The sequence below is a fragment of the Armatimonadota bacterium genome (genome assembly GCA_013314775.1).
Taxonomy (GTDB): domain Bacteria; phylum Armatimonadota; class Zipacnadia; order Zipacnadales; family JABUFB01; genus JABUFB01.
The window spans coordinates 80,065-104,010 of record JABUFB010000015.1 but is presented as its reverse complement, the minus strand read 5'-3'; the positions used below and the strand labels follow the sequence as shown (position 1 = coordinate 104,010).

The following is a 23,946-nucleotide window of genomic DNA, read 5'->3' as shown; positions in this document are numbered from 1 at the left end:
TGCGGCCCCTCACTCAGGGCCTCGCACCGCCGTAAAGCCTGCCCAGAAGAACGGGTGATTGGTCTCTGTCACCTGCATCAGCGCCCTCTGAGCACTGCGCAGCGCGTTCTCGACCGACTGGCCTTCCGCCAGGCCCTTGTAAAACGCGGTCATCAGCGTCTTCGTGCTCTCGTCCGACACCGGCCAAAGGCTGCACAGCACGTCCTGCGCTCCGGCATAGATGAATGCCCGCGACAGACCGAGAAGTCCCTCACCCTCCACGTCCTTGCCCAGCGCCGTCTGACATGCCGACAGGGTGACCAGCCGCGCCTTCAGCGGCCACGTGTAGACCTCCTGGGCTGTCAGCACATCGTATGGCTTCACATCATCGCCGGAAGCCAGCAACAGGCCGGAGAACTCCGGGAAATCCGGGTCGGCGTAGCCGTGGGTAGCTATGTGCAGCAAGCCGCAGTCGCTGCCCTCGGCAAGCAATCGCTCCTTGGTTGCCTCCTTGCCGCTGACAAGTTCAGACCCCGGAATCATGTCCGCAATGGCCTCGCCCTCGGCCTTCGCACCGGGCAGGGGGATCATCGCCATGGCAGTCAGAGCGCTGCTCACGCCCTCCTCGCCGCGGATTGGCATGTAGGCTCCCCGGACCGGCATGTACATCCCCCGGATCGGCATGTACTTGCCACGGGTGTCATCTCCGGCCAGAGACAATGCACCCGTATCCGGGGCCGCCACCACCAACGCGGGCTTCCCGGCGGCCGGGCGTTCCCCACGAGACACGAGCGCCAGCGAGAGGGACGGAGCAGTGGCCACTGCGCAATGGTATGCCAAAAAGACCTTGTCCAGGCCCAACAGAGCCCCAAAGGGCACGAGTTGCAGAGCCCCGTCGGCGATGACCCAGACCCGTTCCGCCCCCGGAAGGACGCCATACACCGGCAAGACCAGTAGCGTGAACAGGTCCGCGGCTTCCTGAAAGGCCTCCACCTTGCGTTCCCAGATCATCTCTCGGAACTTGCCGATACGCTCCCACAGCGCATCCCCGCTTACTTCAATGTGCGCGACTTTCGGCCCGCCACCCGGCCCCATCGCCACCACTGCCAGGCCCTGGTCCGTGAAGGTGTAGTGAAGAACGCCCAGCTTCGGGTGGGCCGCCACCGCATCTGCTATCTCCTGTCCCGTCGGGACCCGCGTCGCGCTGGCCATCTCGTAGGCTGGAACCTGCTCGCGGACTGCCGACTCGATGGCCGCTTCTTCGCTGGCCAGCTTACCCAGCAGCTCCTTCAGGTGTGCGATGTCTGCCTCACTGGCCAGGACGTTTCGATCCAGTGGCCCGCGGATGGGCATATACATCCCACGGATCGGCATGTACTGGCCGCGGATGGGCATGTACTTCCCGCGCAGGTCATCCGTCTCGACCTCAGGCTTTCCTCCCCCAAGCGCCTGCTGCAGGAGCCCGTAGGCCTCTTTTCGCATCGCCCGCAGTCGCTTGAGACGCTCTTGCGTTTCCGGCGCCAGGTTCACCGCCATATCTACCTTCTGCCACGAGAGCTGATCCACCAGTGCCCTCGCCCGCATGCGCTCAGCGCAAGACAGCGCAAGCAACGGATCGTTCGTCAGCGCGGCGACCCGCATCAGCTTCCGGTAAGGGCCGATGTTGTCAGCAAACCAGTGCTGGCGCAACACTGGGTCGAATGCGAGTTGCTCCCGTCTGGTCTCGGTGCGATCCACGATCTGGATCAGCGCGGTCTTCGCCGTCTCCAGGTCTCCACCGACCAGGGCGACATCGGCCAGTTGACTGCTGATTTTCTCCCGCAGCAGGTCGAGCCCCGCTTCCTTCGCCGCGGCCTCGGCCTGCTGCAACAGGAAGGTCTTGCGCTCAATGCAGGCCGCATCCCCAGTCGCCAGGTCACACAGCGCTGCCATCGATACCAGGTAATTCGCCTTCTCAGCGGCGCTGAGAGGCAGAGAGTGAACCAGTTGATGTGCCCGCGTGAACCACCGCTCAGCATCGTCGGCCCTGCCCAGGCGCAGGTACGCTTCCTGCAGTAGCAGCGCAGCCTGGAGCAGTTCCACTGAGGGCCCTTGCGTGGCGGCAGTGACGTCGGCAAGCCGTCGGATAGCGGCGCCCCAATCACCTGCGGATGCGGCAGAGCGTGCGGCCATGAGGCCCGATTGCAGAAGTGCGGTCGGGTCACTCGACGCAATCGCTGCTGCCAGCGCCCGACATTCTTCCGCGGGATCTGTCCAGCTGCCTTGCTCGTAGACATCCGCCGCCCGATTGAGTCCGTCAGCGACCGCTGCAGCGTCCTCCAGCGAAAGCGCCATGTCCTGCAGCGCCTCGGCGCACTTGCGGGCCCAGACGGGACGCCGCTCGTCGGGAGCGAGACGCGTGATCTCCGAGACCTGCCCCGCAAAGTCCTTGACGAAAGTGAGAGGGGGGTGAGGGTACCAGTTCGGAGGGTTGGTGGCCATGTCGCACCCCTCGCGCACCGTTAGGTCGAGTACCTGCTGCAGGACGCTGTCGGGCGAGCCGCGCCACAGCAATCGATGGGCGCCCCAGGCAGGGAGACCAGGGCCACGTTGTGCAGCCATCCCCATCAGCCGGTGCACCAGCGTCACCGCTTCACCCTCGCGCCCGAAGACTGCCAGCTTCTGGCACCATAGCCCGACCCCTGCGACCGGTGGCTGGTGCCTCGCAGGACGGAAATGCGTGAGGCTCCAGTAGAATGTGTCCCGGAAGACGTCGTCTCGACCGGACCACCGCCGGGCGCAGGCTTCCATAACTCCCTCCAGCGTCATTCCGCCGGTGTTCGCATCGCCGCAACGGTCCACCAGTTGGCGCAGAGGGGGCACCACTGCTTCGCCGCCCGGCTGCCCAATGTGAGTTCCGATGTAGTGGGCAAGCCGCGTGTAGTCGCGCAGCGACAGATCACTCCCCCCGGCATCAAGGGCGCCCTCAAGCTGCTGGATGAGGCGCAACACACCGCGATGCATGTCAGAATACTGGGCCGCCGCGCCGGCCTCCTCCACAGTCCGGATGATGGGCAGGAGTATGGCCGAGACAGGTTGGGTCTCGATCCAGTAGCTCGCCGGGTCGGCCTCGCTGAGCGCCCGGAGTTCCTCGTAGAGCCCTTCGTAGGACGAAGCGCTCGGGGGAAGCCCGGCTTTCTGCCGCGCTTGGCGCGCAGCCTCGAACAAGCGGACGAAATGCTGCCCCCTACCCCAGTACGGAGGGCGCAGCCCACCCGGGACGTAGACCTGGCACTGGACCCGGGCGGTCAGCAGTTCCTCCACCGCCTTCCAGTCGCCCCGTTGGCGCGCCATCGGTTCGACACGAGCCGCCATCGCGTCCCACGGAGCCCAAGCCTGCAGTTGCGCGGCCCGGCTACCCACCACCCGGAACACTTCCAGCGCCTGAGCAAGATCCTCCGTAGCCAAGCATGCGTCGAGGAGGTCCGCAGCCTGCTGGAACGCAAGGGCCGGATCGGCGGTGAACAGCGTCCGCAGGTCGTCGAGCGGTGCAGCAGTGGCGGGATGGGCAGTGGGCGCCCAGAGGGAAAGCATGAAAAGAAGCGCGGCGACGTGCCTGGCCTTGGCCGACATCGATGCCTCTCCCGGAAGAGCCCCGCACCATCCCGCCCCGCGCAGGGGCAAATGCCGAAGGGAGCGGCGCTGTGTGGGGAATGCGACTGGTAGTCCTTCGCCGCGACGCTGCTGAATCCTTCTGCAGGACCGTCAGGTACGCGGATCTACACCCGCCGCTTCTGGCTGCACCTGGCGTCCGGCCGGCCCCACGAAGACCTGCCGCGAAGTGCCTTGCGCGACGTGGGGCAACTCCCGGTACCCACACAAACCCTCGCCGCATTTGGTCCATCCCTGGCCCCGATGACCTTTCCGCTTCTCATCTCAACCGGGTGACAACCCGGCAGCCTGAGCGCGCCTGCTGCACGGCGAGCAGGGGCTCAACGAGCTCGTTTTGACACAGCAGACCTGCTCGCACCTGCTTTGTGGCACCATCCGCCTCGACACCCCGACGGATGCACCATCGAGACCGCCAGACGGCCACGCTCCAGGCCATCGCGCGAGAGTTTGTGCATAGGGCGGGCTAAGACCGTAGGCCGATGGGCAAGGGGCGGTCTGCAGTCCGTGCTGTGAACGCGGGAAGTCTCCGAGCCCACCGACGCAAGGGGCGCCTTCTTGAGCTGCTCACCGGTGAGTTGTACATGGGATCAGTCTGATCCAGCGCAATCAGGAACTCGACCCTACACGTAGTTCTGCCCTGCCATAGGCCTGATGCGGTCCGGGTGCATCTTCCCGTCCGCGCTCACGGTGTGTTGGTACCGGGTCACCGCCTGGTGAGGCGTCGCGCCGGTCTGTTCCGGCCTGAACTGCTTATAGCTCATCACTCCCGCCCCTGTCTGACGGCACACAGTGATCAGGTACTCACGCAGTGTCCGGCCCGGTGCCCGGGGCCTAACTTCAGTACCGTCTTGAAGCGCGGTGGGCGTGGGGGATAACTTGGCAGATGTCTCCTCTCGTCTCAGCGGCCCGCGGCACCCGAGGCTTCGCCCCGGATCCTGACCACGTCCTCGAAGTTGTCGGCTGTCAGGCCCTTGCCCCAGGCGAAGTAATGCGGCCGCCAGATGCCTCCCTGCATCGTGGAGTCATGCACACGCACTGCCAGTACGTTGCGCCCCGGTTTCAGCCACGGCTTCGGGTCGAACATGAAAGGCTGCTTCCAGAGCGCCGCCACGCTCCGACCCGTCGAGGCGGTTGTGTGCTCGAAGACCTTCTCACCGTTGATGAACACCTCCGCCTGCTCGTCCACAGCCAGGAACAGCATCTTGAGGTCATCCCGCGCCAGCACGTCTGCGGGCACTTCGACGATCTGCCGGTACCAGCCGTATCCGTCGTAGCCTGCGAAGCCCTGCTCCTCCCAGCCCCGGTCCGAGCTGATCGTCGTCCATTGGGTGTCGTCGAAGTCCGCCGCGAACCACCGCTGCTCCAGTCCCACATCGCCGGGATCGCGAGCGAACCGCCAGGCATCGCTCAGTTCCACCCACCCGATGTCGTCCACTTTGACAGCGAACAACTCCCGCAGCTTCGCGAAGTAGCGGTCCACGTTCGGCCCGGCGCCATCAATGTGGATGTAGCGCATGCCGGCGTCGCGAGCGGTTTTCTCGAAGTCGTCCAGGTCCAACGCCTCGGAGTCCTGGCCTGGGCCGTAAGTTGCCATGGTGTACATGAGCGGCAGTTGCGCGGTCTTGATGCGCTTGGTCAGCGCCTCGTCGCCCTGCGCCAGCGCTTCCGCTTGTTTCAGTAGCCTCCACCCCCGCGCGACAAAGGCTCGATCAATGGGGCTGTGGCTCTTGTCCTTGCTCCACTGCTCCCACGCCTCCCACAGCATGTCGTCGTACTGCTGCATGTACGGCGCGGCGGCCCCATAGTAGCCGTAGTTGAAGTCGCGGATCAGCGCACACGTGTCGCGGGATGGGTCCCACATCTGTTTCGCGACGGTCCAGCTCAGCATGAAGCTGTGGTCCGCGCCGTGGTTAGACTCCGCATCGGCGTACTGGTACATCACCCCGGTCGCGCCGTGCCTGATGTAGAATTGTAGATTCCTTTGGTAGACCGGCATGTTGTGGTTGATCTGCAGATAATGGAAGGAGGACGGGTAGTCCCAGACGATGATGTTGGCTCCCAGGGCGCTCCATCCCTCGAAGGCCTTCCTGATGGCCTCGATGTCCCCCACATAGTCATTGAGCCGCGACCAGCGGGCATCAGTGCAGAGCCAGAAGCATACGTTGGGCCGGGGCTTGATTGTCCTCGGCGGGGCAACCGTTCCCTGGTAGGCGAGGGTGTTGATTTTGGTCTCAGGGTAGTCATCCTTGATCGCGTCCGCCACTGCGTTGATGAACTGCAGGAGCGGACCCATGAAGCTACCCTCTGCCGCGGTGAGACGCTTGCAGTCCGGGCAAGTGCAGTAGGAGCTGGGAGGCAGGTCGTTGAGCGAGATATCCAGTACTCGCGTCTCAGGCCGGTCCCGCAGTTGGGCGCGCACTTGTCGAATGACCAGGGCAAGAACGTCCGGGTTGCTCAGGCAGGGCTGGGCGGGGTTCCTGGTGCCGGCCACTTCGGCGAAGTACTCCGGATGGTCGCCGAAGAGCGATGGAGGCACATAGCGCTGGAAGGTATGCGCCCCCGGCCAGCCGGGATGGCCACCCCACTCCGGCGGGACCTTCGCCCAGGCGCCCAGGGTCTTGTTACGCAGCGACCAGTCCACGTCAAACATCGTGTCGGCGTTGTAGGGGTCGCGGCGGTCCTCAAGGGCCGGGACGTAAGTGCGCTGAACGGGTCTGAACCGCAGTGTAGATCGCCGGGGGATGTACTGCGTTCCGGGGGCATACCAACGGCAGCCGAGGTCCTCCTCCAGCAGGCAGTACACGCCGTTGATGACCCCGCGCTGCCGCCCGCCCAGGATGAACAGGGAGCTGCCTCTGACGGCGATGCTGTAACCGCAGCGGCTGAGGTCGGTCTCGGGTTTCGCGACCCCGGTGCGCAAAGCGAAGCGGGTGTTTCCGATGCTGATTTCGCGTCCTGTGACTCGATAGCCAGGGCGCTCCCGAACGATGCGGAAGGTCGCACCCGTCATCTCGCCAAGCCACTTCGCGAGATCCTCGGCGGCCTTCTGCTCCGGGCCGGTCGGGCGTCCCGGAACCAGGATCGTGTAGGCGGTCTTCCCGCTCTGCGCCAGCGTGAGCATCGGGCCTGACTGGCCGCGCGGGACCAGCGAGTTGCGCCACTCGGGATGAGGCGCAACGTCGGCTCCTGCAACACCCGGAATCGCCGGCAACGGTGCGAGAATTGTCGCCCAGACGGCCAGAGCACCAAGACGTGCACGGACGAACGGCAACACGCCGCCGACAATTGTCCCCCGATCAGCCATTGACACACGCTTCACTGTGATCCCCTTCCGGTCCGCGGTCGCGGCGCATCTCGTTTCCTGGTCGGTCAGTGCGCCTGCGCTTCGCCGGTACTGAGACGATGCACGATCCCCATCCACTCATCAAGCGGTTCATTCGGCCCGTAGCAACTCACCCAGAGCTACAATCGTGCTTGCGATGCGCTCTCGCTCCGCCCTCAGGGTCGCCGGGTCGCGACTGAACCGCGTCTTGTCTGCCACCAAGTGAGGGCGAACCGCCATCAAGCGCCGCGCCGACTGCAGCAGTGGGGCGGCCCCGGGATCAGAAAACTGCTTCATCTCTGCTAGGGCCTGAACCCGTTGGCGGAGCAACGTGTAGTACTCAAAATCCTCTAACCCGTCCCGCACATTCTCAAGCCGCACCGAAGACAGCGGTCCGTCCGGCCCGGGGTACACCAGCAGGCCCTCCCCGTGATCGCCCTTCCAACCGGGGGCGATGTCAGGAAACAGCGGCCCGCCCTCAAGGGGCCGGGCAAGGCCGCCGTTGGTCCAGGAATTGATGGACCAGTAGAGCACTCCGTCGGGGCGATAACGCGCGGCCATCGTGCCGAACAGCATGCGAACGTCAATAAGCGGGTACTGCAGGTACCAGTTGATGTTCGGGAGGTAGGCTCCCTGACAGAAGTACCACCAGACCTTCTTGCCTTTGGCGCGCGCGAGGTCCGCACGCTCGAGATCGTAGCTCGCAACGCCAGGGCAGAACGCGGCGATCGCCTCACTCAGGACCCCATCGGCGCCGTAGGCCGGGTCTGCGGCAGTGGTCAGGATCGGTAACTCAGGGAACTCGCCATGGATGGCGCCGGCAATCCGCGCGATGTCCTGCGCCCTGGACGGTGGCAACTCGTCGAACCCGTACAGGTAGGCATACTTCAGCAGGCCCCTCTTGTCCAACTCCGGCACAACGTTACGCAGCTGACTCAGCACGAAGCTGACGTGCGGCTCCGACTCCTGAGGGCTGATCTCGGCCATGTAGCGGTTGAGGCCCAGTATGTTGAAGCGGAAGGGCCGCACATTGTGGTGCAGCTCAGCCAGGAGCTCGAGGTCGGGCGGGGTTTTGCGGTAGATGCTGGTGAACTCGATGCGGTTGCGCAGCAGGAACTCCGCATACCTGCGCACCATTTCCCTGTCAGGCTTCCCGTAGACTGCCGCCACTTGCCCTTCATCGAAACTCAGCGCGTTGTCCAGCGAAGGCCGTTCGGGCAGCGCGAAGGGCCAGACAGTCACGGCCAACGGGAAAGCAATGGTGACCTCCGAGCCCGCCCGGATCCTGACTTCGCCGCGGTAGGTGCCGGGAGGCTGGTCTCTGGGCGCGCGAATTCGGACCCAGAATGCCTGGAAGTCACCCGCCGGGATGTCAACCGGTGCGGGTGGCAGCAGCACGTCCGCGTGCCAGCCGTCGTAGTCAACCGGGTAGGTCCCGGGTTTCCCCGTGAGGAACGAGCCGACCACGGACACTTCGGGCGCAGCCAGAAACGCCTCGCCGGGACCGGCGAGACGCTCGCCCGCTAGTTGGCAATTGTGCAGGCTGCGGTCTCGGCTGTAGACCACAAGCTGGATGGCTTCCATTTCGCCCTGTGCCAGCTTGATGTGTCTCCCAAGGGCAGGGCGAACTGGGGACCAACGGAACCGGGCGCATCGATCATTCCGGGGCCTCCATCGCAGAGGTCAGCCGCTGCATGCGCGCGCCCTGCCCCCTGCAGCTCCAGCGCCAGCCCTGATAGGACCGCCGTCCCGCCAACCTCTTCCCGCAGCGCGCCCCGTGGCACCGCTCCCCGCCCGGAAACTTCGAAGTCCCCCAGCAGCAGCGCCCGGGCCGCGCGCTCCACGAGTGACGATGCTGAACCGAGCAGGAGCGATCACGCGCATGAGAACGGTGTTCCATCTGCCATCCGGTTACACTCGGGCGTCTTTGTCTACATCAGCCCCCGGATCTCCTCCGCAGATAGAGCACGCGGGTAGACCACAACCTCGTCAATGACCCCTGCGGTCCCTGTCCCGATACGCAGTGGCTCATCGTTGGTCAGCATGGCCCCCTCCTGTGTTCTCCACTCCGCAACAGTCTCCCCGTCCACATAGAGCCGCACGGTTTCATCAAACATTGAGTAAGTCATCACCAGGTGGTACCACTGTCCCGGCGTCAGGCGGACCAGGGATACCACGTCGGTATTACGGCTGGCTCCGTGTTCTAGGGAGGCCGAGAAGCACGGGGAGAGGCGGCCTGGCCACAGGTAGACCCCGTAGTTGCGCAGCTTGTCGGTCTCCCGGTATTTCGTCACTGGGAACTGCCACGTGCCGGTATCTGCCTCCGGTCTGAGCCAGAAGGCCAGCGTGACTTCATCCCGCAGGTCGAGAGCGGGTGCATCGGGTACCACGGCATAGCCGTCGCCGCGGAAGCGCAACCCCCTCCCCGCCTTGCCCTCCACCCACTCCGGCTGCGTCACAGAGCCGTGGTGGCCCATACCGGAGCTGTCAGTCAGGACCTCGCCCACTCCTTCGTCCAGATGCCAGACCCCCACCGGGCCCGCATCATCGGCGGTTCCCCGGACGCCGACCCGCGCCGTCAGTTTCAGGTCCAGTCCCAGGAAGTGCACTTGCAGGGGCAGTTCCAGCCAGCCCACAGGCGCATTGTCGCCCACTTGTACGGGCAGGGCAAGTTCCACCTTCCCGCGACCTGGCGCCGTGAATGTGTGCTCAATTCCCTCCAGGCGGATCACCCCCCGCTCTTCCCCTGGGAGCGGGTTCGCAATGGCGACTGGCACTACGCCGTTCTCACCTGGACGCAGCCTGATGGGACTTGCCACCACTAGCGCGCCCCGTGGCCCTGCTGTCTCCGGCAGCCCCGATAGGTACTGCATGTCCTCCCCGACCTCCAGCACCAGGACCCCATCCCGCGTGGCCACGGTCCGCTCGTTCCCCATCAAGTCGACGACCTGCACCGACCGTTCGCCCACGTCAACTGCCACTGTTTCCGTCCCTTTGGGGCACCACAGGGCGGCGACCCGGCCCCGCGGGGTGCGGAAGCACCGCCCCATGGCCTTCGGCCCCAGGTCCCAACTCGCCTCCGGTCGTGCTCCCTCGAGAAGCTCGGCTATCGTTTTGTGCGCAAAGTAGGCAGGTTTGGGCGTGAGGTCCGAGTAGCAAAGGCCGTAGTTGTCCTCATCATAGAACCGGTCGGTCCCAGAGTCGTGCAAGCGGAACCAGAAGAACCGCTCCACGCTGCCTGTACCAAGAGCGATCACATACGCCCGTGCCAGCAGGCGGGCCTGGCGTTCCTCGGTTGACCCTCCCGGTATCTGGGTCGGCCAGGACCATTCCGTGAACCACAGCGGACGCCGCCCGCCGTTGCGTTCGGCCATCTCCATGATGTGCCGCAGGTCCCCCTCCAGATCGGTCTCCTCAGGTGTTCCGTGCCGGTATGGATGGACGGAGATGGCATCGCAATACCGCGCCGCTCCCTGCTCCAGCAGCGCGTCCAGGAAGTCGATTCCATAACGCCCCTCGCACGGTCCCGCGAGGCCGGGCATCAGCACGGTGCAGTCGGGGTTGCCGCGCTTGGCCGCCTCATAAGCAACTCTCAGGACGTCCATGTACTCCTGCGGGTCCGGCTTGGGCTTCCAGAACACTGGGTTGTTGGGCTCATTCCAGATCTCCCAGTGCTGGATCACGTCTCGGTACTCCCGTACGACGCCCTCGACATACGCTGCCCAGGCTTCTGGCTTCGGCTTGGAGGCGCCGACTCGGATGGCTGCCCAGGCGGGAGGATGCGTCAACTGCGCCAGCGTCTTGATGCCGACCGCGAGCGCCGCACGGGCGGTGTCCTTGTTGTGGGGCTCGGTTCCCACAATGTCCAGTCCATTCCCCGAGCGGTCCTCCACTGCCCGCCCGTCGCCCTCCCCGTCCCACCATGCCACCAGCCCCTCCATCGGCGGCGCCTTCCTGGCTGCCAGAGCGGCCACCTCCGCGCCGCTCAGCGCCCGACGGTAAATCATCACCTCATCCATGTCGCCCGGGAAGCCGCTGCCCAGGGTCAACGGCCCATCATTCGTAGCGAGGTCGCCGCCGTCTATCTCGTACTGCCGCACCAGCGCACCGTCCGCATACAGCCGCACCTGTCTCGCCTCGCGCGAGTAACTCGCGGCCCAATGACGCCAGTTGTCTCCCCAGCCCCGGACGCCCGCGCCGAAGTCCGACCATTTCCCTGCAAGTGCTGTGAACGTACCCGTAAAGTGGAACTCGCCCGTCTGCGCGTGCAGATACACCCCATAGTTGCGCGGGCCACCGCTCTCCCACTTGCTCAGCAGGAACTGCCACGCGCCATTCGCCCCGGCGCAACGGGTCCAGAGCGCAATGGTCACCGCATCGGGGCAGTTGAGCGCCTCGGCGTGGGGCCGGCTGAGCCCGGTCTCCAGCGCGGACAGCGCCCTTCCCACGGCCCCGTCCACGCGCTGCGGCACGTTCCATGCGAACAGTCCCTCTCGTGGGTTGACCAGGGGCCAGACGATACCAAACCGCGTCCACCGTATCCCGGCATCGCGATTCAGCCTCGGCACCAGGGGACGCTGCTCCGCCTGAAAACCGACCCAATTGCCGCAGGCACCGAACATGGCGTCCGTGTCGGCGGGGCGCTCAGCCACGGCACGGGTGACGGCGTAGCGCGCTGTCCACTCCCGGGTGCGGTCTGCGGTGACGAGGAGGATGCGGACACTGTGGGAGCCGAGGCGATCCGTCGGCAGACCAACGGTGACCTCCGTTGCGGTGCCCGGCAGAAGACTCACATCCCTGGGCTCCGTCGCGACCTCCGGAAGCACAAGCTGACCCGTCACCGGCTCCTGTCCCGAATTCGACAATGCAACAGTCATCCGGGCAATCTCCCCCAGTTCAAAGAGGTTGCCCGGGCGGTCCGTCAGAACCGCAGCCTCGACGCGGTCCGCGGCAAGGACGTCACACCGCGCCGTCAGAGCCCCCAGGTAATAGGTCTGCATTTCCTCGGCGTCAGCGTGGCGCTGGAAGGCGATCTGGCGCAGGTTCACAGGGTGCAGAATCGGCAGAAGTTCTTCGCCCCGCCGGAGAAGCGGGCGCCAGTCCGCTCCGGAACCCACCTCAACGCGTATCTGACGCCAGCCCGTCCAGTCCACTGAACCGAGAGCGCGCTCGAACCAGCGACCCCGCGCGTCCTCCAAAGACAACTTCAGATCGGAGCCGCCCCCCTCGGCGTAAAGCCAGAAAGCCAGGTCTTGGCAGACACCCGGAATGGCAGGCCCCGTGTGATACGCCGACACCCGCGAACGCCTCTCGCTGAAGTCGCAGACCAGCTTCAGGGCGCCATCCCACCCTGGTGGGGATTTCTCGCGGGAGGCCTCCAGCCCACTGCGGCCCAACCGGTAACCCACCCGTGCGCCACCCACCTGCCATCCGTGCGCATCCGTGAAGGGGTCTACCACAAGGTCCTGCGGCTCAGCGACCACCGGGACGAGCAGACCTGCCAGCAGAACTGCAGTCATGAGTCGCGTCAGCATGGAAAGACCTCCTCTGAGGGTACTCGCCCTGCTTGCCCGACCACTGAAACGGCATCATGATGAAACCAGGTCTCGGCGTGGCCGGTATTCCCTTCCCTGCCTGGATCCACCTGTGCGGCCTGTCGTACTCGCGGGACGGATGGTCGCAGCGCGTGTATTTGCCGCCGCTCCATCGCGCACGGGGCACCAGGTCGTGCACGCCTACTCAGCCGCCACCAGGAAGAAGCGGTCTACGTGGGTCTTGCCGGTCTCCCCGTAAGGCCTCGGGCCGTTGGGCTCCGCACGATGGGTGTATGCCACATGGTACCAGTTTTCAGGCTCCACATCCACGCCCTGCGAGACACACGTCCGGGCGATCCGGAAACGATCCCTGGACGAGTCCGCCCCGCGCTCGTCGTACTGGGCTCCGGACACGTTGGCGATGAAATGCAGGTACTCCCCTCGACCGCCCGTGGGATCCAGGAACATTTCGACGCAGTCATCGTTCCAGACTGCGCCGTCACGCTCGGTGACCCGCCGCTTCAGGTTCGCCACGCCGCTGTCATTGGCACTGGAATCCCACGTAAAGCTCCTGGTCGGTCCGGTCCACGCGGGCGGCGGCGCTGATGGCGCGCTTCGCGGGGTACTCAGGGGTCGGGCGTAAGACCACCGTGGGCATGGGGCAGGTGGTTGTGGAGGGGTGAGGGGTAGCAGGCGGGGAAGAACGTGTCTTCGACCGGTGGTACGGCGTCTTTCCTTGGCTGCTGTGCGGACGCCGCGGTCTTCCGGGGGCAACCGAGACACATATCAGGGTCTTCCCTAAGGCAGAACCGTTCGTGATAGCGGACCTGGGAGTAATGGATTGCCCCCAAGCGCAGCTGGTGCTCTGGGTCTATCTCTGCTGAAAGCAGCAGGCAGAGCCCGGGGAGCATTGTTGTGTCCACGTATAAGAGAGGCGCGATGGCCGCCTCGGCGCTCCGCAAGCAGGCTCGCAGGAGCGTCCGCCTTCGCAGGGCCTGCGCCTGTCGAGCGAGCTCGATCAGACGCGACCATTCGACAAGGACATCGCAGACAGGGAGACCAAGCTCTTCGTCGCCGTCACACCCGAAGGACACATCCCCGAAGAAACGGTCCCTCCACAGGTCGAGGCGCATACCGTCCAGCAGTGGCCCGGGGCTAGTGCTGACCATCGCCTTGATTTCATCAAGAATCTTCTCGTCGGCCAACTGTCTTCGCAGGCGTGGCGAGATCCGCTTGAGATGCTTCACGGTCTCTGTCGGATCAGCCTGTGGATCCTGCAACAAGTTCTGAAGCATGCGCTCCTCGGCGCAGGTTGTGGACGCGTCGATTAGCTTTCGCTTTGCGCGTCGCGCGGCTGTCGATCTCCGCTGGTACCAAACGAAGGAGGCAAAAGCCGCCAAGAGGGTCGCGAGCGCGCCGAATACGACGTCGCGTACGAACTGACCTCCGCACTGAGAAAGCCAGATTAGGAGGCCAACAGCGGGCGGGGGCAGCAGTAGAGGCACCAGGTGCAACCAACCGCCCCGATAGGGACGCGTGCCGCCCTTCAGCCCGGACCAAGGTGGTTGCCTTCCACGCGTCAACCATAGCCATTCCCAGACGGTTCGGCGTGTGATAGATGTGCCGGAAGTCACCGTCCCCTGTTCTGCTGCCATTGCTTGCGCCCCCCTGTGGTGAGCGTGCGCGGCTTACCCATCAGGATGCGCACCGCCCAGCCTAGCACCAGCGCTGCGCGATCCGGGGCCATGGATGCGAGGGGTCTGGTCGCCTGGTAGACCGTCTCCCAGTAGCCGCTCGTGGACGAACTGCGGGCGAGCGAACGCCGATGCTGCAGGCGCAGCTTCTGCAGCTCCATAATGCTCTCCATGGTGGCGGCGCTCTGGGCTTCGCGGGTCATTCCGAGGACCTTGCGCAACTCATTGTGGTCGCACCCGGCACGATGCAGTTCGTTGGCAATGCGCTCGGCGTGAGCCCATTCAGTATCGTCAAGGTGCCGCTTCCTCATAGCCGCACAACTCCAGTTGGTTCAGGTCTCGTGGGAAATCCATGATCTCCGCAAGCCTTTCGAACTGCGCGCCACCATCGGAAAGGAGCTCCTCGGCTGCGGCGAGGTACCGTCCGTAGTCCTCGGCGGTCATGGGCTGCGGGGCGCGGTCGAAAGCCAGCCAGTCTTGTTCGGTCCACAAGCGCGCCCCCATCTCGATGAACTGAGCGCTGCCGCAGCAGGCGCATTTTATGCCGCCGAGCTTCAGCAGGATTCGGTTGCCGGTTGAGGGCCGTTTCGCGCCAAGAGCCAATAGCAGGCAACCCAGCTCCGACTCGGTGAGTGCCTCAAAGCCGATTCGCACGTCGAAACGCGATCCCTTATCAGCGACCTCGACCGGCACTGGGCCCGACCGTAGACGACCATGCCTGTAGAACTTCCGGCCCTGGATCGGATTGTACCGGTCGCTCGTGCTCACCGGTGGCCACATGTGTGGCAAGGCAGCCACACGGACCGTCACCTGCGGCTTGCCTGTTTCCTTGTCCCGGGCGGGTACGGCATCTGAAAAGTGCAGATTGCCCTGGTAGCCCATTGCCCCGAAGACACGGCACGCGGGGCACAGATCGCGCTGGTGCTCTCTGCTCACGCATGCTCGGTCGACACCACCCGCTTTCGATATGCATACGCACGAGCCCGTGATGGCCTCAAAGACTGAGCGGACTGCTCCTTTGATGGACATGCCCGGTATGATGAGCCGGTTCGCCCCTGTGCGTGCCGATCCGCCATCTGACTGTGGATTGCGTACCCAGGACCTCATTGCACCCTTGACGATTGGAGGGGCGCTGTCACTGCGCAGTCGTTCACGTCCTGACCCGATATGGATAGGCGTCAATGCGAAGAGTACCGCTCGGATCTCGCCCGAAACGCGACCCTTCACGAATACGATATGGTGTCCAGCCGGTTCGAGACCCCTTGCATGCTGCTCGGGAAACGGCACGAAGCTGTAGGCTGCGCTGACCTGATCGCCGTCGTGGACCACCTACCCACCTCCCATCGACTGCGCGGCGGATGCCCAATTTTCCGCCGCATTGGTCCAGAGAAGCTTCAATGCATCTCCGCTAATCTCGGCGGTATCGATGCCGAGATCGTCGGGTTTGAAAGCGACAGGCAGGTCCATGCGGTCATTTGCCAGCGCGACATCGGACAGGCCAAGTCTGTAGCGCTGTTCGACGGAGGGGTCCAGGAAGCCAACAAGCCTCTGATTGCCAGAATCCAGCGGCGCCCAGCGACGCAGGGTCACGGACGCAACCTCTGCCTTCACGCGCCCCAGCCCTCTTGACTTGCCAAAACCTACCAGGAGGCGCTGGTCATTGAGGTCCCTAAGCGCCAGTCCGATCAGGCCCAGGTGGGCACAGGTGAAATTCCTCAGTTGGATCGTGGCCTCGAAGGTACCGCGCGTTACCACCTCAAACTGGAACAGCGCTCCTCCCGCGACTGATCCGTAGATGCGATCGATGGCTACCCCGTTGCGTTCCTCGGTCAGGTTCGGGTCATCATCGTCGGCGAGCCCGTCGATCGGGACCGCGTCGCCGAAGCTGCTGTGGGAAGCGAGGCTGGTGTTGCCGAACAGCCTGCAGACGAAGCACGATCGCGCATACATCTCCCAACCATCGGCGTTCTTGTGACGCTCCTGTAACCACTTGCAGCACGAGACGACGCGCTTTTCCTTTGGATGGATGCGAGGGCCGCCCCGCTCAAGCTTGTCGAAAAGTGGATCGCAGGCTGCGGGGCTATCCTCGCTGAGCGGCACGCAGGTGCGCACGATGCGTTCGCAGTGGCTGCGGATCACTCCCTTGAGCGATGAGCCGGGGAAGTAGACTGTTTCGCGTCCGCGGTGGAACGTGCGCACGAATGCCATATCGGGCAGGTCGGGCTGGATGCCCGACAGGGCATCACCTGCTTTGATGAGCACCGGTCCGTCAGGCGTGATCTTCAGCCTGACGAAAGCTTCGTTGACGACTACTCGGTGCACAATTCTTCCCCCCTTCTGAGACAATCGATTGCTTCTCGAGCCCACTCTTCCAGGTCGTCAGGCCCTACCGGGCTGCCTCCAGACCCGAGAAGCCCAGCGACGAGATCGTCGGCGGATGGGTCAAACCGCGTGCACTTCCACTCGGGCTCAACCAGCTCAATTAGCCCCGGACCACGGCTGGTCATGCCCCCCAGTGCAAGCTCCTTGCGCTGGAGCGCCGATATGCCGAGGTAGAGCAAACCCAACTCCCGGTCAGAAGCGTTGTCGGCTCGCAGCTGGAAGTTGAACTCAGTCCCGCCAGGGACGATCTCGAAGTCGAACTTACGGGCATCTGCGGCGGTTCCGGTGTCGCGATCGATGGAGACGCCGTCCCGAATCAGGTATCTACCAAACCAGGTCTCGCCGACCACGGTGGCATCAGCAAAGGCAACCTTCGACGCGAGCCAGGGCGAGCCGAAGAGCCTGCAGACCGGGCAGTGGGCGTCGTGGATCTGCTGGTCGTCCATGTTGGTAATCGACGTCACGCATCCGCCATCTCTGGCGGTTGGATTGCAGGTAGCCCAAGCCTTTCGCTCGGGACACGCCACGGTGCGAACAATGCGCTCGACGTAGCTCCGGACGACGCCTTTGATGCTGGAGCCCGGGATGAACGGCCTGCCAAACAGGTCCCGCACCACGGGAAGGTCGCTGGCGTCGATGCTGGTGTCTCTACCTGCGCCGATCCTGATCGCGCTGACCACCCTGAGCTTGGCGCTGAGGCGCGCGGTCGCCTGCAAGGTCTCGAACATGCTGCCACCTCCCTACTTGTTCAGAATTGTCTGCCCTTTGGACGTAGGTGTAGAGGCGGCGCACATGGCCCAAGTAGGCACGCACGGCCTCCATCACACGCTGTGGACTGGAGCCTGCATCGGACACCCCGGGCAGCTTTTCAGCCTCCTTCAGTTCGGCGAGTATGGCCTGGCCGAGCGCGCCCCACTCCTTCTTCCGCGCAATCTGGTACATGAGGAATGCGCGTACTTCACGCGGGTCCTGGGCCAGGGCTGCGACCCCGAGCAGACCGCTCAGCTGTGTCTTGAGGTCAGGGAAAGAGTTGGCGTTCTCCAATGCGAGAACGGCGGCGGCAGACCGCTCAACGATCTCGCCGAAACGCGCTGCGAGACGGTTCCTGGCGTCCAGCTCCTCCCGCAGTGCATACAGGTCCTGCTCCACGCGGCATCACTCCCCTGTGGTGCGTTCAAAGCGGCTCTGTCACAGCATCACGTTCCCAGAGCGTCTGGGTTAGCAAGCCAATCGTCAGTGCAAAGGGCGACAGTTTCAGGATAGTCACGGACGAGCTGACCAGCGGGGCCAGCAGATGGTTTCCCGTAACGGTATCTGTCACACATCCAACCAGTGTGATGCCGAGGAGGCCCGCGGACAGCGCATGCAGGGCACCGACCAGCCAAATCACCCCTGCGCGACGGGTCAGTTCCCGACGTTCCACCGTGCTTTCCCCGAGACTGATATGCCTGCCGACCTCACCAAACAGAACGTACCACAGACCGGCGCACACGAGCAGCGCATCGGTGATCGCACAGCATGTGGCGTGGCGCTGCTCCGCGGCGAATTCCCAGGCCCACCCGGTGGTGCTCAACGCGAGCCAGCCAATCATGACGGAGGCGAGGAGCCTTGGCGCCCAGACGCGGCCGAACTTCGGGCTCAGGACCACCAGTATTCCCCAGGCGACCGCAAGAAAAAGAGCCGCGACAGGCAATAGCCATGCAAGCAGGGCCAGGACGACTGTGGCCCCCAGGAGCCACGGCCAGTGCAAGTGGCGGCAGACACCGAATGCGGCTCTGCTTCTGGCGAACTCGCATCGCCACGCCGTCGGCAGATCCAGACGCCGCCTCAAGAGCCACTCCGAGATGAGAAGGTCCATGAACCGACCGTCGGCCAGGATCGCATCACGTACGACCGGAGAGCTGTCTTCGCCCAGAATGAGGTCGCTAATATCCTGCTCCTCGCGTCGTGTCACGCGGGTTCGACCGATGGCATGCTGAAGCCATGTTCGGGCGCACCAGGCAATCTCCGCCGTTTGCTTGCTCTTTCCAATACACTCGAGTTGCTTGCTCTTTCCAATACACTCGAGTAACCAGCGGAAAGCGGTGTGAGCTTCGCGTTGGTGGTACTCCGAAGCCGAAAGACCAATGGCGAGTAACAGAAGAACTGGCCTACATTGGCGCAGGTGTTCCTTTTTCCGTTCGAGATCAACTTTGGCGCAGTGCCCTCCGGACTGGGCGAGGTCACCTCCGCCACCGGCTTGCCTCGAAGGCTCCCGGCCTTCCCACTCACGCAACAGTGACTCCATGAGTCCCTTCACGAGTCTGTCTTTCTCGCTTAGGGTGCCCTTTGTGATCTGAGCATCCCTTATTCTAGCAGCGGCCTCGGTCACGTAGCGAGAAGAGAGTGTCAGGTCCGCCGCAGGGACGCTGGACTCCGGACAGTCTGCGTTTGACATGGGTTCATTCATGATAGATATAGTTGTCGGTCGTACCAGTCATCGAAGCTGCTCGCTTCAAAGGTGGCTTTCAAGAGCGCAGTCTGGATATCTGGACTAAGCTGTTGCCTGATCATCGCTGGCGTCGGCAATTCGATGAATGTCCTTTCACCACTTGGAGGGTGCCAGTGGTGATCGTGCGTCTCTTGATAGTCATGGGTGACAGTCACATGACACAGCCGAAGTGACGGCGCGAAGAAGAAGGATGCCGTATGCGCCAGGGCCGACATGGACTTCCGACCCCCCGCAAGGCTGAGCCAGCCTGTCAGCTCACCGTTCTCCCCCACTTGTGTCTCCACATCCGCCAGCACCCTTGCGCAACCCTGGAAGAACCGGAAGTGGTCATCACTGTCGACCAGGTCTGGCCGTTCGATGTTCAGCACGTGCCAATGAAGCTCTGGATTCCACGGGTATCTCTGCGTCCATGCGTTGTCGTCCGTTGCACGGTTAAACAGCATCCGCTCTATGGCATCGACACGCGGGTCTTCCTCGGTCCGGAATAGCTCGTTTCCAACACGTGTGACGCCGGCTCTAGGGAGCGCGAGGCAATGGACCATCTGCGTCTCATATCCCCGCTCATACAGCGCGTCAATGGTCGTGGTCACCACCCCGGGGCTCTTGCCCAGTGTGGCCACCAGGATGCATGGTTGCTTCTCTGATGCGGCGGAGTGCTTGTCCATATGGTTGGTCCTCCTAAGTCCCGCGCGTAGCGCACATTAGGTGGATCGGTGAACTGAACTCCACGCGTCCGTACCCCATCTCGCGCCAGTCTCCGACCCCCCCGTCTTCCAGGTTCTCTAGCGCGTCTGCCAGTTCATCTATTTTCCCTTGGAAAGCGCACAGATAGACGCTCCCTGCTGCGACCGCCGAGCGTGCCTCACGCTGACCGAACTCCCCTTGGCGGGGCATGTTGGACCAGCCGGAGACTGTAGTGACCGCCTGCCGAACGAAAACTGTTTCGACGCCGCTCAGCCCCAGCGTCCTCGCCCAGTCGGGTGGGACGCCCGGGCAAGCGACCAGTGCTGACCAGGCATCAATGGAGAAATAGACATAGCCCGGACGCGGCGCCACATCCTGGACGGCCTTATCGAGATCGCACAGTCTGCTGCGGAGTGAGTCGTCGTGCTCCCGGCCCATGCAAATGGTCCGCGTACGTCCCAACCCAGCCGATCCCCCCCTGCCGAAGACCACGACGGACTCACTGCCGGGCCCGAAAGCGCGCGACACCGCCCTGAGAAGGTCTTCCCGGCCCTCTGGACCGATAACGTCGCCACAGAACTTGCTGCCACAATGGACGGACTCCCGCGAGAAGAGCAGACCCTCCTCCGCGGACCTTCGGCTGCGATTGAGGGCTACGTGCACCCGGCGCTGTACGCCGGGCGTGCAACTCATCCAGTACGTTCGACTCCCTTCGCGGACCTGAAGCACATAGCCCCTCACCGGCTCAGCCTTCGAAAGACAACGGGGACACTTGCTGCCATGGTCCACATCATCCTGCGTCGCCTGCTCTGGGGTGCTGGGGCTCTGCGGAATCTTGCCTTCGTCGAGTGCGAGGCGCTCTCGGCACTCAAGAGCATAGCCGGAGATCAGCGTGTCCCACAGCCCGTGGGGCGGGTCCTCCATGTGGACACTGTCTTCCGCATCAGCGTGGGCCAGCCTGCGTTCGTACTCGCCCACTGACCCAGGATGCAGGGAACACTGCCGCAGTGTCAGTGGCGCGGGACGCGAATTGGGCAGGGCATCATCTCGACACGGCATGGCGTAAGCGTTGGAGAATAGGAGGGCACTGTCACCCTCGAACATCTCCGTGAAGAGACAGCGGCCCTGTTCACCGTCCCACGCGGGGCAGTTGGCAGTCTCGCGTGGGCATTCGGGATTGTCGTCGCCTGGCCGCCGGTTCGGACAGTGCTTCAGGATCACTTCGGCGCAGGCTCCGCGCACGACGCTGCCCGGAACGTAGTCCGCGCACTCCATGAACCGGCCGTATGGCTTGCGGGTACCAGCGTGCATGGGACTGTCGAGTACGTAGCGGTAGGCGTCACGGATCATGCGTCCTCACCTGCCAGTTGGCGCAGAGCGTGCAGGTCGGACTCTGCCTGTCCACGGTCATAGGTCTGGCATCTGAAGGTCAATACGCTTTCTGTATCCGGCCGGAAACCGACACTCGGATCAACCAGCCACCCGTAGCCTCGAGTGTTGTGGCCGCCTACCGCGTAAAGCTGACACATCGCCGCCACGAGCAGGCCCATGAGCGCCTGGTCCTCGGGCGGCAGCGATACAGTCACGCTGCCCTCGTAGCTCACCGAAGCCAGTCCGGGCGAGCTCGCCTCAACTGCGAATAGCTTGCCATGCTCCGCGGTTCGTCTCTTCCGGTTGATCGCGACGTGATTGCGGACCCGGGTGAACTGATGAGCTGGGATCTCGTCCTTTTTTTTGCCCGGCTTTTTCAGGCGCACATCCGATACCATGACCCTCGACGGCAGAGCCCCGGGGCTACCGAAGAGCCGACAGACCGGGCAGACACGGATTGGCGCTCCCTCGGAACCGAGCACTGAAGCAACGCCGGGTTGGTCTGCATCGGGCTGGTTGCTGCCGCACATTCGTTCAGGAGTGGGCTCATCGCACGTGAACAACCCTATCGCCCTGGCGACGCCCCGGGTGATGTGCCTCAGTCGCCCTCGCAGGCTCGTCCCCGGGATGACGGGGTACCCTTCTTCATCCACCGTGGTCGCCAGATCAGCGCCCCAGCGAGGGCTGCCTGATGCGATGAGCAGGGACGTGTCCAGACGCATCCGGACATCAATCACATGGCGTATCACTGGGGGCCTCCTTCTTGACCACGCCGTACATCTCCACCAGATCGCCCAGCATGGTGGAGTAACACAGGCGGCGTACACCGTCGCGCGCGTCCAGCTCCGTGACTCGCCACGGAGGAGGCGCGGAGGCACACAGCTCGCTCGCGACGCGTGTGAGGGCGGCTCGCTCTTCCCTCTGTGCCCTGGCAACCTGGTACACATACAGGCTGGATCCCTCAAGCCGGCTCTTCAGGGCCTCCGACGCCATCGAGATCAGTTGGCCCTTGGGATAGTCGGCACTCCGGAGGTCTCGGTAGACTGCGAGCAGACGGTCCAGATCGCTCCAGGTGTACGGCCGCATCGTTAGTGACCGACCTTCTACTCGGTCTGTACCCCCGCCAACCACAGCAGTTATGCGCTGTCGCAACTTCGCCGGGTCCGTGCTGGCGACCGCACCCGAACGCAAGATTTCGAAGTCCACGCCACCACCGCCTCTGCGCTTGGCGCTGGCGCAGAGCGCCTTGGCCATGCGGTGGAGGAAGTAGATCGGGTAATGGGGGTGGCACATGACGACGCCGGCGGAGACGGTCAGAGCATACTCGGCCATCAGCTGAGCAAATCGCTGCGCAATAGCTCGGGAGACGTCCAGCGCTCGCGCAGCCGGGACTAGCAGGAAGAGGTCGTCTCCGCCGATGTACACGATCTGGAATGGCCACTCCTTATGCTCAATGGGGGGGTGCAGGCGCACCAGCGTCCCCAGAACGGCGCGTTCCATGGCCTCGCCAAGTCGCTGGGAGAAGAGGCCGAGGTTCGCTGCGCTCGTGGCCTGACTCTCCACTCGCCCACCCATGCCGTCCCCGTCCATATAGATAGCGGCCACGTACTTCCGCTCACGTGACCCGTCGTCAGAGTCGCACCGGGCAGCCACATCCTCGAGGTCCTGGGCGAATGGGTATATGCCCGCCCAGTCCTTTCCCATCTCCTTGGCCGTGTCTCGGAGCTTCTCAGCCATCTTAGGCAGGTTTCTGGCCTGAATCTTGATCCGGCACGCCGCGCAGATGGGCCTCGGACGGTCGTTGGATATCCAGTCGCGGACGTACTGCCCGATACTCACCCGCAGGTCGCAGGAGGAGCATCGCTCTTCCCGGGCTCCGGGGAGGAATTCCGACGAGACTGCCTGCGGTTCGCGGTCCTTCTTGCGACGCAGTTCGCGACCGAGGACGCGGAAGCAGTGCTGGAACTGGCTGTCGTCGTAGGGGACGAAGGCGTAGGTGGCGCTCGCAACGAGGGTGACGTCCCGGTATAGCCGCGTCAGGCACTCGCCGATCGCGTCGGCCTGGTCGTAGGGGACGACGGCCAGGAGGCTGCCGCCGGCGGAGTAGACCACATCGATGGCGCCGCCAGTGGGGAGTAGTGCCTGAAGGTCATCGAGGACCGCTTGTGTCCGGCCCTTCACAGGTTCGGGAACGTAGGCTCCAGTGAAGTCGGTAACGTCCTCTCGCGGATCGAGCGAGAGACGGTTCCCGCGGCTATCAGTAAGCGTGTCCAGAACGCCTCCCGGACCGCGCTCCAGGAGGTGGCGCACCGCTTCCCCCAGCCAGTCCAATAGTGCGCTGGCGCCGCGGACTTCCGGCAATCGCGCGGACTCATACACGTAGTCCTGCACGCGGTCGGTGTCCACCGCCAACAAGGCTCTGCGTTCGTTCGCGGGGCGTGCTTGGGTGTCCAGCTTCATCCCCCCGTTCAGCAGCTATGGATTACGTTGAATTGCGTGGGAAACCTACAATGCGGCCCCGGTATCCGCATATAGTGCTCATTCGCCCAGACCGTCAGGCACTCCTTCCGGCAGTGCAGTTTTTCTCTGAGAATCTCTGCCCCAGGCGCCAGATCCTGCTATTTGGTATGGCCCGTTTGCCGATAGAGCCCCAGATCCCACGTGGAGATGCGAGGCTTCGGCAGCGAAAGCTAACCTGGCGGCTATAGGGAGGTCCGGGGTGTTTCAATCCCCCGCGGGGAGATGAGGCTTGGACAGACAATACCCATGGAAAGCGCCTCTGTCAAGGCTTTCAGACGCGTTTTCCGCCAACGTCACTTACTTCGCTTAGCAGACGCG

17 protein-coding genes are annotated in these 23,946 nt (G+C 64.0%); 1 reads left to right on the top strand and 16 read right to left on the bottom strand.

Annotation, left to right across the window (positions count from 1 at the left end):
• Window positions 1-9: 9 nt before the first annotated feature.
• From HPY44_18940 to HPY44_18915, 6 genes are all read right to left on the bottom strand, one after another.
• Window positions 10-3,591 (bottom strand): CHAT domain-containing protein, encoded by a 3,582-nt coding sequence (locus tag HPY44_18940; protein NSW58087.1) that lies wholly within the window; start codon window positions 3,589-3,591, stop codon window positions 10-12.
• Between the two features lie 659 nt (window positions 3,592-4,250).
• Window positions 4,251-4,391, bottom strand: coding sequence for a hypothetical protein (locus HPY44_18935; protein NSW58086.1), 141 nt, complete (start codon window positions 4,389-4,391; stop codon window positions 4,251-4,253).
• A gap of 137 nt (window positions 4,392-4,528) precedes the next feature.
• Window positions 4,529-6,934 carry a DUF4838 domain-containing protein gene (locus tag HPY44_18930; protein NSW58085.1) on the bottom strand — a complete coding sequence of 802 codons (2,406 nt, stop codon included), beginning with the start codon at window positions 6,932-6,934 and terminating at the stop codon, window positions 4,529-4,531.
• A 129-nt stretch (window positions 6,935-7,063) separates the two neighbouring features.
• Window positions 7,064-8,536, bottom strand: coding sequence for a DUF4091 domain-containing protein (locus tag HPY44_18925; GenBank protein ID NSW58084.1), 1,473 nt, complete (start codon window positions 8,534-8,536; stop codon window positions 7,064-7,066).
• A 347-nt stretch (window positions 8,537-8,883) separates the two neighbouring features.
• A complete protein-coding gene (locus HPY44_18920) occupies window positions 8,884-12,486 on the bottom strand; it encodes a hypothetical protein (GenBank protein ID NSW58083.1) in 3,603 nt (1,200 codons plus the stop codon).
• Between the two features lie 201 nt (window positions 12,487-12,687).
• Window positions 12,688-13,020 (bottom strand): hypothetical protein, encoded by a 333-nt coding sequence (locus HPY44_18915; protein ID NSW58082.1) that lies wholly within the window; start codon window positions 13,018-13,020, stop codon window positions 12,688-12,690.
• A 71-nt stretch (window positions 13,021-13,091) separates the two neighbouring features.
• On the opposite strand from HPY44_18915, the gene HPY44_18910 reads away from it, so the two are divergent.
• Complete coding sequence (locus tag HPY44_18910; GenBank protein NSW58081.1) at window positions 13,092-13,169, top strand: hypothetical protein; 78 nt, start codon at window positions 13,092-13,094, stop codon at window positions 13,167-13,169.
• A 947-nt stretch (window positions 13,170-14,116) separates the two neighbouring features.
• On the opposite strand, the gene HPY44_18905 is transcribed toward HPY44_18910, so the two are convergent.
• From HPY44_18905 to HPY44_18860, 10 genes are all read right to left on the bottom strand, one after another.
• Complete coding sequence (locus HPY44_18905) at window positions 14,117-14,491, bottom strand: hypothetical protein (GenBank protein NSW58080.1); 375 nt, start codon at window positions 14,489-14,491, stop codon at window positions 14,117-14,119.
• Window positions 14,472-15,509, bottom strand: a complete 1,038-nt coding sequence (locus HPY44_18900) for a hypothetical protein (protein ID NSW58079.1) — start codon at window positions 15,507-15,509, stop codon at window positions 14,472-14,474. Before HPY44_18900 ends, HPY44_18905 begins: the two co-directional genes overlap by 20 nt.
• Window positions 15,510-16,502 carry a CRISPR-associated protein gene (locus HPY44_18895; protein NSW58078.1) on the bottom strand — a complete coding sequence of 331 codons (993 nt, stop codon included), beginning with the start codon at window positions 16,500-16,502 and terminating at the stop codon, window positions 15,510-15,512.
• Window positions 16,490-17,290: a CRISPR-associated RAMP protein gene (locus HPY44_18890; protein NSW58077.1), complete on the bottom strand. Its 801-nt coding sequence runs from the start codon at window positions 17,288-17,290 to the stop codon at window positions 16,490-16,492. The genes HPY44_18895 and HPY44_18890 overlap by 13 nt, the downstream gene beginning before the upstream one ends.
• A complete protein-coding gene (locus HPY44_18885; protein ID NSW58076.1) occupies window positions 17,211-17,711 on the bottom strand; it encodes a hypothetical protein in 501 nt (166 codons plus the stop codon). The genes HPY44_18890 and HPY44_18885 overlap by 80 nt, the downstream gene beginning before the upstream one ends.
• Before the next feature lie 25 nt (window positions 17,712-17,736).
• Window positions 17,737-18,516 (bottom strand): hypothetical protein, encoded by a 780-nt coding sequence (locus HPY44_18880; GenBank protein NSW58075.1) that lies wholly within the window; start codon window positions 18,514-18,516, stop codon window positions 17,737-17,739.
• A gap of 491 nt (window positions 18,517-19,007) precedes the next feature.
• Window positions 19,008-19,718 (bottom strand): hypothetical protein, encoded by a 711-nt coding sequence (locus tag HPY44_18875; protein NSW58074.1) that lies wholly within the window; start codon window positions 19,716-19,718, stop codon window positions 19,008-19,010.
• Between the two features lie 13 nt (window positions 19,719-19,731).
• The gene (locus HPY44_18870) at window positions 19,732-21,087 is read right to left on the bottom strand and encodes a hypothetical protein (protein ID NSW58073.1); all 1,356 of its coding nucleotides are present in this window, start codon (window positions 21,085-21,087) and stop codon (window positions 19,732-19,734) included.
• Window positions 21,084-21,857, bottom strand: a complete 774-nt coding sequence (locus HPY44_18865) for a hypothetical protein (protein ID NSW58072.1) — start codon at window positions 21,855-21,857, stop codon at window positions 21,084-21,086. The genes HPY44_18870 and HPY44_18865 overlap by 4 nt, the downstream gene beginning before the upstream one ends.
• The gene (locus HPY44_18860; protein ID NSW58071.1) at window positions 21,838-23,568 is read right to left on the bottom strand and encodes a hypothetical protein; all 1,731 of its coding nucleotides are present in this window, start codon (window positions 23,566-23,568) and stop codon (window positions 21,838-21,840) included. Before HPY44_18860 ends, HPY44_18865 begins: the two co-directional genes overlap by 20 nt.
• Between the last annotated feature and the right edge of the window lie 378 nt (window positions 23,569-23,946).